This is a genomic window from Streptomyces curacoi (assembly GCF_001513975.1).
Taxonomy (GTDB): Bacteria; Actinomycetota; Actinomycetes; order Streptomycetales; family Streptomycetaceae; genus Streptomyces; species Streptomyces curacoi.
This window is the reverse complement of the sequence record NZ_KQ947996.1, coordinates 168,880-177,872: the sequence shown is the minus strand read 5'-3', so window position 1 is coordinate 177,872 and position 8,993 is coordinate 168,880. Positions and strand designations below refer to the sequence as shown.

The window sequence follows — 8,993 nt, the reverse complement described above, 5'->3', positions numbered from 1 at the left end:
ACAGGCGGGCAAGGAACGAACCGACTGCGTCGTACACAGCTGCGGCTCGCGCCGCCTTCCCTTTTGCGTCGGAGAGGACCGCGATCAGTTCAGTCGGGAGCCTTGGCCTCTGGCCCAGGGCTCCATTCCGTCGACGCCACGATCGACGGCCTGCAGCAGCGGGAGACGGTCAGTCTTTCGCACCCCTATCAGGACAACTGCGCGTTCCATGGTCACTCCATCAAGCGCCTCAACCCCTTCGACCGTAACGCCGATCACAGCCGGGCACGCATTGGCGAAGGCAGTGGCCTACCTGTGGCGAGCGGTGAGGAAGCGGTCCAGGAAGCCGAGCCGGCTCAGGCCTGCAGGGTGGCGACCGCCGCCACCTCGATCCGGTTGCCGGCCACCCGGACGCCTCCGGTGATCGAGGCGTCGGCACAGCTGATCCCCGCAGCGCAGGTTGTCCAGTTCGCTCAGTGGCCTGCAGTCCCACCGCGGCTACGCGCGGCCGCTGCCTCTCCAGCGTCTCGCCATGGAACAGCGGACGCGAAGAATCCGCTCGACCACCTCTACGCCCTTGCCCGTACTGGAGCGGCGTTCGGCCCGGGCCGTGAGCACGTTGCACCCCCGCACCTCGTTTCAAAGGCGAAGAAGCGGTAATTTGTCATAAAAGGTACAGGAAGGGTGCATGTTAGGGGTCTGCCCGATGTCAACAGGGACACTTCTGGCGATCATCATTCCCATCGCGGTGGTGATCGTCGTGGCGGCCGTGGCTGCCTCGCTGATCATGCGTCGCCGGAAGCTTCGTGAGCGCTTCGGACCGGAGTATGAACGAACGATGGAGGCTGCCGACAGCCGCATGGCCGGCGAGCGTGAGCTCAGGGCCCGCGAGAAGCGGCATGACTCACTGGACATCAAGCCTCTGGACAGCAGCGTCAGGGATCGATACGCCAGGGACTGGACCAGCGTGCAGGAAGAGTTCGTGGACCGGCCAGAGGACGCCGTGCACCACGCCGACCGCCTGGTGACCTCCTTGATGCATGAGCGTGGCTACCCGACCCAGGACTTCGAGCAACAGCTCAAGGACCTCTCAGTCCAGCACAGCCGCACACTCGAGCACTACCGGGCCGCCCACGATGTCGACGTGCTCAGCACCCGGCACGAGGCGACCACCGAACAATTGCGGGGTGCCATGGTGCACTACCGGGCCCTGTTCGACGAGCTGCTCGCCGACGGCGGCGAACCCCGCCGCGCCGCACCGGCCTGAACGGCTCAGCGAACAGCCCGCCGCCCCAGTCCGGGAGGCCGGCCCAGGCCTCCCGGGAGCGGAGGAGAAATGCAGCGCAAAGACATACCGGACACCGCCGCCGCGAGCGGCCTGTCCACCGACGACCTCGCCCAACCTCGCGACACGTCCGCGCAGGAGGACGCGGCGAGCACGCCGACCGACGTACCGACTTTCCCCGGCGAGAGCACGACCACGCCGAGCAAGCCCGCCGAGGACGAGGCCACGGGAGCCGACGTGGGAGCGCAGGACGAGGTGGTGGGAGCCGACTCCAGCACGCAGGACCAAGCCACGGACCAGGGCGGCCACGCCGAGGAGGAGGAGCCCCAGCTCCTTACCCCGGAAGATGAGGAGGGCTTCCGCACACGCTGGCAGGAGGTACAGAACAAGTTCGTGGACGACCCACGCGAAGCCGTGCACACCGCCGACGCACTCGTCGCCGACGTGATGCAAAAGCTGGCCACCACGTTCGCCGACCACAAACAGGAACTGGAAGGACAGTGGGACCGCGGCGAACAGGCGAACACTGAGGACCTGCGCCAGGCCCTGCGCCACTACCGCTCGTTCTTCAACCGCTTGCTGGTCACCTGACACAACGCGGCGCACAGGCATTCGCAATAGCCCACCTGGACGACAAACAGCACCGCCCGGGCCGATGCCGTCGGTGGCTTCTCGGGCCTCTGGGCCCCCGGCATGTGGGCCTACCCTGGCAAGGCCCTCGCCCGGTATGAGGGAGTGGGTGGGGCGCCACTGGGAGACACCCCACCCGCCACTCAGCCCGACCGCAGGCCTGCGCCAGCGCCACCACCGAAGCCGCGCACGGTGTCGGTGGTCTGGCGCGACGGGGGTGCGGCGATCGGCATGTTGGTGACCGAGTGGGCCTGGGAGCTCCCGGCCGCCAGCGCTTCGCTGCGGGAGCGGTGGGATGCCATCGCCCCGGGTACGATGCGGCCGGCTCACCGCCCGGAGTCGGCAGCCTGGGCAACGAAGCTGCGCTTGGAGCAGACCCGCGTCGTCCAGGTGGCGAATGAGTCGGCGGGCCGTATGGTCGTGCGGCGCTTACGGATCCTCGCGCCCGGCTCCGTGCCCGCGCCGGCCCCGGACGATGACGCCCCGCAGACGGCGCCCGTGTCCGAAGGGCCCGTAAGGACCGGGGGGGTGGCCAGCGACGGCTACCAACGCGCCCTCGCCGCCCACCGGGCAGGCCGTCTCCCCCCGCCTGGTCGACCCAGCCATCGCGGAGGCAGTTGAGCGGCAGTCCCACGCGATGCGCGAGCTGAGCCGACGCGCCTTCCCCTCGCCGGGAGGCTGAAGAGCTGCCGAGCGGGAGCGGCGATCGGCGCCGTGTGCGGAGTGCGGGCTGCCCGGTGCGGCGGGTTTCTGACCGCAGTGCACCTACCGGCACCGTGCGGATGCGCTGGTGCGCGAGGCCGTCGACCTGGCGGTTGCAGTGCGGGCGGACGTCGACGACGGTGGCGCAGGTCGCTCTGCACTGACGGAGCGCTGTGAGGCCGACACCCGGGCTGCGCGAATCCGGGACGAGCGGCGGGCGAGCGCGCTGCGGCGGCGGCTCCTGAGCGAGGAGACCGAGGCGGAGGCAGCGGTCCATCAGCCAGGCGTTGCCGTACTGAGGCTGTTTCTGAACCCGATGCCCGGCCGTCCTCGCTTCCCGCCGCCGGGGGGCGCCTGAAGGTGCGGGTGAGCCAGCAGAGGGGGCCGAGTCGGGGCAAGCCGGTGCACGAGGAGAACGGCCGACGGCCAGGCCCGCACCGTCGCTGTAGACCGCCTCACGGTGACGTGGCACCGCTTGCCCTGCCCGCACTACGCGGCCGACCGCGTCTTGGCCGGTGAAGAGGACTGAGGCCGGTGGCGCGCGGGCGGTGATGGGCGTAGACCGGAGGTAGGCCTGCGCGATGTGCCACCAGCCGCTGCCCTTGTGCCCGGCGGCGCGGCGGCGCGAGCGCTAGCCCTGAACGTCATCATCCATGAGGAGCGGAGCATGAATCGTGATCGTGGCACCGAGACGGTAGGCGATTCTCATGAGCCGGCGCAGGGTTGGACTCGGCTTGCCCCGCTTAGCGGCGTGGTTTTCTTCGTGCTGCTCGTGGCCTCCGCCGTCACGGCTCAGGATACCCCCGAGGAGTATGCCTCCGGTGCGAAAGTGCTCTCTTTCTTCAAAGCCCATGAGAGCACCACAAAGGCGTCCGCCCTACTCGCGGGCTTGGGGGTAGTCTTCTTGATCTTCTTCGCCAGTTGGCTGCGCACGTACCTGCGTAGCAGGGGGGCAAGCGCGCTTGCGACGGCGGTCTTCGGCGGCGCTGTCGTGATCGGCGTCGGCGGCGCGGCTCGCGCAGGGATTAGCTGGGCGCTCGCTTCTGGTCATGACAAAATCGACCCCAGCGCTGCCCAAGCGCTCGGTGTCTTGCATGCGAGCCATTACCCGGCCGTCGTCGGTATTGCGATCTTCATGTTCGCCACGTGGCTGTCGGTCTTGCGGACACGCGCGTTGCCACAGTGGCTGGGATGGTTGGCCCTGCCGATCGCCCTCATCGCGATCGTGCCGCCTACCCTGATTCCGCTCCTCGCCGCGGGTGTGTGGATCTTGATCGCCAGCATCGTCATGTACGTGCGCGGCGGTCAGACCGGTCGCGCCGCCTGACCCTCGACTCACCGGGGTGGAGCCCCCGGTTTTCGTAGACACCTGGTGACCGATTGACGACCTGGACGGCAAGGGGCGGATGATCGAGCACATGCAGTCGTCGAGGCAGGGAGGAAGGTCTTGGAACACTCGCGACAACAGAGGGCTGACCTAGCACCTCCCACCTCCGTGGGATGTGCCGTCCGATGAAGGTCCTGACGGTCGCTGACAGGCAGCAACTGGGGGGAGACTGGTGCTCCAGGGCCGCGATTCGGGGCCGGTGCGGGCCAAGGTGATGGTCCTGCCCTTGAAAATGATCAGTCGCGGTCGGCTTCGCGAGACGTCGGCTGTCCACTTCTACGGGAGCTCCGACGGGTGATTCTCCTGGTCATGAGCGTGATCGCGGCCCAGGTGATCAACAACTCCGAATGCTGGATGAGCCGTTCGTAGTCCCGCGCATGCCGGCGGGCGTGCATGATCCAGGCCGGCGACCGCTCGACCACCCAACGCCGGGGCAGGAGGATCCACCCGCGGGTGTCCTTCGGCCGGCTGACCGTCTTCAAGGTCAGCCCGAGGTGCTTCTTCGCCCAGGTCACGAGCTGTCCGGCATAGCCGGAGTCCGCCCGGGCGATCGTGATTTCGGGGTGCATCAGACGCAGCCGGAACAGGACTTCCTTGGCCGTGTCACGGTCGGTCATGTCAGCCGGGGTGACCATGACGAACAGCGGCAGGCCCTTGGTATCCACGACCAGGTGCCGCTGCGGCCGTTGATCTTCTTCGCGCCGTCATAGCCGCGCGAATCCTTCCCGACGGTCTCGGCGGCCTTGACCGACTGGGAGTCGATCACGGTCGCGACCGCGCCGGGCGCCCGGCCCATGTCCCGGCGGATCCGCTTGCGGAGCTGGTCACGGATCTGCCCGACGACGCCGGCAGCGGCCCAGCGGGCCATGAACCCGTAACACGTGCGCCAGGGCGGGAAGTCCTTGGGCAGGGCCCGCCACTCGCAGCCGGTGTCGACCACATATCTGATCGCGTCGACGATCTCCCGGCGGGGGTGCTTCTCCGGCCGGCCACCCGTCTTCGTCTCGCAGGCCGGTGTCGGCAGCAACGGTTCGATCAGGGCCCACTCGTCGTCGAAGGTGTCGGAGGGCCGTCTGCCATTGGTCCAGGCAATGTCGGATGTACGCCTCAACTCGCTGGCGGGTCCCGGGCCCTCTGCTGAGCCAGCGCACCAGCAGCTCGTCCTCCCCCGCGAGGTGCGCCTCTGCATCGTCCAGGCGCAACGGTGACAGCGAGACCGTCCCGTCGGAGAGCTTTGCATCGCGCCCCTGGCGATTATTGACGGCAAGTGCCGCGTCTCACCATCGAATTCCGGGAGGGCTGTGGGGGGGTTGGTGGCAGGCTGAGGTTTCCGCATTGCTGCCTTTTGGCGGGACTGGGAGTCGAAGGCGAGGCCGGGCGCCAGGGCTGGCCAAGGTGGTGCACGACCAGGGCCTGCGCAGGGTGTCGGGGGCGAAGCGGGGCAGACCTCAGTCGGTGATGTGTCCGGTGACGTCGTCGGTCCAGGAATGCAGGCCGACCAGGGCTGCGTGGGTGGTGAGCACATGCATCGGGTAGTGGAGTTCAAGAAGTTCCTGGTCAGGATCGACAAGGTTCAAGGCGTGGCCCATCAGACGACGCGTCGCGGGGCACACAAAAACATTCAGGCCTTCGAAGCCGAAATCCGTTCCTGGGGCAAAGACCGGAACGACGACTCCGAGCCATTCATCTGAATCAGGACAGCCGGGAGATCTTCGACGGCTGGTTCTGCTCTGGGCCGTCGAAGAAGGCTCTGGTTGACTGGCCGCGGCTACACGAACGCTTCCGCAGCCGACCAATACGGATGCAGACAGGCGGGGCGTTTCATCCACGGCAGAATGATTCGCAGCTTAGGAGTGAGTTTCAGTGAGCCTTTCGTCGGATTACCCCGACGTCCCCGAGTGGGTGGCGAAACCCGAGGGATATCAGGCAGGAGCCGTCACGAAGTACAAGGGCAACATCTTCCGTGCCGCCTTCTGGGCTGCGGAGCCAGGGGTGGGCGATGCCAACACGAATGGCTGGCGGTTCTTCGACGAGTTATACGATCAGACCTCGCCCACGTCGACCCAGCGATCGAAAATCATCGCCTACATCCCCACATGGCGAAAATCAGAGGGATTCGACTACGGTAATGCCGAGATGTACCGGTACATCACGCATGGCATTATCGCGTTCCTGACGTTCAGCCAGACCGACGCCGGTGCTTTCGACCCCGCGTCGGTCACGGAGATCAGAACGATACTTCCGGACGTGGTCGTCGCCGGAAACCTGTCCGGGACCAAGATGATGGTCGCGCTGGGCGGCGCGAACGACTACGCCTTCTTGGACCTGATGACGGCGGTGGGGAATGATCCGGCCTCCCCACTGCTCGATCGGGCCGTGCGCAATGTGGTGGACTTTGTCACCGCCAACGGTCTGGACGGCGTCGATCTCGATCTGGAGTGCTGGTGGGGCAGGCCCGGCGAGCAGGACCAAGGGGGCCGGTTGAAGAGTGACGGGCCGCATCCCGGGGGGCGGGGTCTGATGCTGTTCGCTCAGAAACTCAAGCAGGCCATGCCGGACAAAATCGTGTCGGCGGCCGTTTTCGGCACCTCGTGGTACGGGAACAACTACGATCCGAAGATCGCGGACCACGTTGACTGGATCGGGATCATGACCTATGACCTCACCGGGTCGTGGGACAAGTCTCCGGTGGGCCCCCATTCCGCCTTGCTCAAGATACGCGGCGAGGCCACGTCGGACATCCGCCCGTCGGACATCTACCAGGAGTCGTTCCTTCCCGAACAGCAGGGCGGCTGGCCGGGGGCCAGAACGGGCACCAATCCGCTCCCCTCGGGCGCGGACAACTTGGAGAACAATCCGATCCTCTCGGTCGAGGACTGTCTCTGGTACTGGACGAATCCACTGTTCGTGAACTGGCAGGGGGCCGGGCAGGGTATAGCCCGCGACAAGATAGCGGCAGGGGTGCCCATCTACGGGTATGACTTCGCCGCTGCCAAGGATCCGGACGACCTGACCGGGCAGGTGCCGCCGGGATACAAGGCTGTGCGATACAAGGACATCCTGGCCGCGTTCCCGGACGCTCATCAAGCCGCGAACGCGAACATCAAGGTGTCCGGGACCACGCCTCGTCCCGTCCTCGCCGATCCCCTGCCTCCGGGGGACTACCCCTACGCCCACAACCTCTACTTCGAGACCCCGGACACCGCGGTCACCAAGCTGAACTTCCTCAAGGGCGTAGGAGCCCAGGGCGTCATCATCTGGGAACTCTCCAATGACGTCTGGGAAGACGGCAAGAGCATCATCAAGGCCCTCTATCGCGCCTCCGGGAACCCCGAGCCCGAGCCCGTCACGCAACCGCCGGTCATGACCGCCGGCCACTACCTGTGGGACGCCACCGGGTTCCTGGGAACCTCGATCACCGACCTTCAGTTCCAGGACGACGGAGTCACCCGGCCTGGGGTGCGGAAGTTCTCGGCCCGACTGTGGAACATCCCCGAGGGCGAGGATTGGAAATTCGCTGCCGAACGCGCTCCGGCGGTGATCAAGAGGCAGTACTTCAACCGGCCGACACGCATTGTGGACAAGGGCGCCCTGGGCCTCTGGGGGGAGTTCGACGTCCTCGACACGAGTGACGTTCCGGACTGGTACTGGGGCCACATGGAAAGAGTGGACGGGGGTCCGTCCGGGCTCACGCGGTATCGGTCGCGCCTATGGGGTCTCTCCCTCAGCGATGACTGGCAGGCCGCCGCGAGGAAAACCCCGGCGCTCATCGAAGGTCAGTACTTCGACCAGCCGACAGAAATCGACGACCAGGGAATCAGCGGCCTCTACGGCGTTTTCGACGTCAGCGACGGGCCGAGCATCGTGCCCACGCTCGTGGCGCGAGCCGTGGGGCCCAATGACTGCTCCTACTGCCTGATCGACACCATGCCTCCCCAGGGGAATGTGGCACGGGTGAACTTGACGACCACGATGACCGTCAGGCCGGGCACGCCCTACCTCTACTCGGTTGTCACGCGAGACGACGACTCGGTCGACTTTCCCGACGGGCTCGTCATGACGATCCAGGACCCCAGCGGGACCACCTACGACCGCGACATTCAGGACGACGACCAATTCGTCATGATGTCCGGCTCCTCGATCCGGTGCCTGATCGTCAAGGACCCTCAACCAGGCGACTGGACCATGAGGATGAGCGAGCCGAGCGGTGTCGGGTTCCGCTGCGAATGTGACACCGTTCCGAACGCGGACGTCTTCGACAGTATGGTGAAAACCTGGCAGCAGCTCGGCGAAATGCACGGCCTTGCTTCCCGGGACATCACCGGGAACCAGGTAGCGGCGTACTTGGCCCTGGCGGCGATCACACTCGTGGTTCCGCTTCCGGTGAGCCTCGCCGCCCGAGCCCTGATCCTCGCCGTCACAGGAGTCGGCTGGCTGGGCATCGCACAAACAGGCACCACCAAGGCGGCCGTCTCACAGAACATGGCGGAAGTCGCAGGAATTCTGTCGAAGATCGCGAAGGACATACAGAAAGAGGGCTACTCCGCTTTCACGAAGTACGTCTACCTGATCGGTAAGAACATTTCTTCGGACGAGTACCAGGTGATTCGCAAGTACCCTGCCAACCTCTTCCAATGGCTGGGGGTGCACCGCAGGGTATACCAGGTCGTCGAACACATGACGGACGCGGAGGAACAGAATGCCGTACGTCATGTGTACTGGCAATGCCTGCTCAAGAAGAGGCTGGGCGAAGAATTCGCCATAGCGATGGGCGACGCGCACGAACGTGGCCGCCCGGGGTCCGACGCGGACAACAAAGCGGACGAGATCAACAACAGAATAGGTCTCCAGCTGGCGGACCAGGTGGAATCCGAAGAGGAATGTCTCCAGCGCGCCCGCGAGATGTGGCAAGCGGGGCAACTGGCCAAGCGAATCGACTTCGAGTCGGACCCGACCTGAGTTCGGCGGCACCGCCCATCTGCTGGGCGGCGCCATCGCGCTGCTGGACTT

General features: G+C 66.1%; 5 protein-coding genes and 1 pseudogene. 4 read left to right on the top strand and 2 right to left on the bottom strand.

Annotated elements, in window-relative coordinates; all coding sequences use genetic code 11:
• The first annotated feature begins 685 nt into the window (after positions 1-685).
• The 3 genes from AQI70_RS34300 (at position 686) to AQI70_RS34280 (ending at position 3,923) form a co-directional block, all read left to right on the top strand.
• Complete coding sequence (locus AQI70_RS34300; protein ID WP_062156365.1) at positions 686-1,246, top strand: hypothetical protein; 561 nt, start codon at positions 686-688, stop codon at positions 1,244-1,246.
• A 69-nt stretch (positions 1,247-1,315) separates the two neighbouring features.
• On the top strand, positions 1,316-1,855 hold the full coding sequence (locus AQI70_RS34295) for a hypothetical protein (protein WP_062156341.1): 540 nt from the start codon (positions 1,316-1,318) through the stop codon (positions 1,853-1,855).
• 1,408 nt (positions 1,856-3,263) lie between these two features.
• Positions 3,264-3,923, top strand: coding sequence for a hypothetical protein (locus AQI70_RS34280; RefSeq protein WP_062156338.1), 660 nt, complete (start codon positions 3,264-3,266; stop codon positions 3,921-3,923).
• 350 nt (positions 3,924-4,273) lie between these two features.
• On the opposite strand, the pseudogene AQI70_RS38865 reads toward AQI70_RS34280, so the two are convergent.
• Both AQI70_RS38865 and AQI70_RS39320 read right to left on the bottom strand, forming a co-directional pair.
• Positions 4,274-5,076, bottom strand: a pseudogene (locus AQI70_RS38865) (IS5 family transposase); the annotation flags it as partial.
• Positions 5,077-5,431: 355 nt separating this feature from the next.
• Positions 5,432-5,812, bottom strand: a complete 381-nt coding sequence (locus tag AQI70_RS39320; protein WP_159042735.1) for a hypothetical protein — start codon at positions 5,810-5,812, stop codon at positions 5,432-5,434.
• Between the two features lie 34 nt (positions 5,813-5,846).
• Here AQI70_RS39320 and AQI70_RS34265 point away from each other — a divergent pair, with 34 nt between their 5' ends.
• The gene (locus tag AQI70_RS34265; protein WP_062156337.1) at positions 5,847-8,942 is read left to right on the top strand and encodes a glycoside hydrolase family 18 protein; all 3,096 of its coding nucleotides are present in this window, start codon (positions 5,847-5,849) and stop codon (positions 8,940-8,942) included.
• Positions 8,943-8,993 lie beyond the last annotated feature (51 nt).

Excerpts from the sequence above, each read along its gene's own strand:
- AQI70_RS34280 (WP_062156338.1), top strand. The coding sequence starts at position 3,264 with ATGAATCGTGATCGTGGCACCGAGACGGTAGGCGATTCTCATGAGCCG.
- AQI70_RS34295 (WP_062156341.1), top strand. The coding sequence starts at position 1,316 with ATGCAGCGCAAAGACATACCGGACACCGCCGCCGCGAGCGGCCTGTCC.
- AQI70_RS34300 (WP_062156365.1), top strand. The coding sequence starts at position 686 with ATGTCAACAGGGACACTTCTGGCGATCATCATTCCCATCGCGGTGGTG.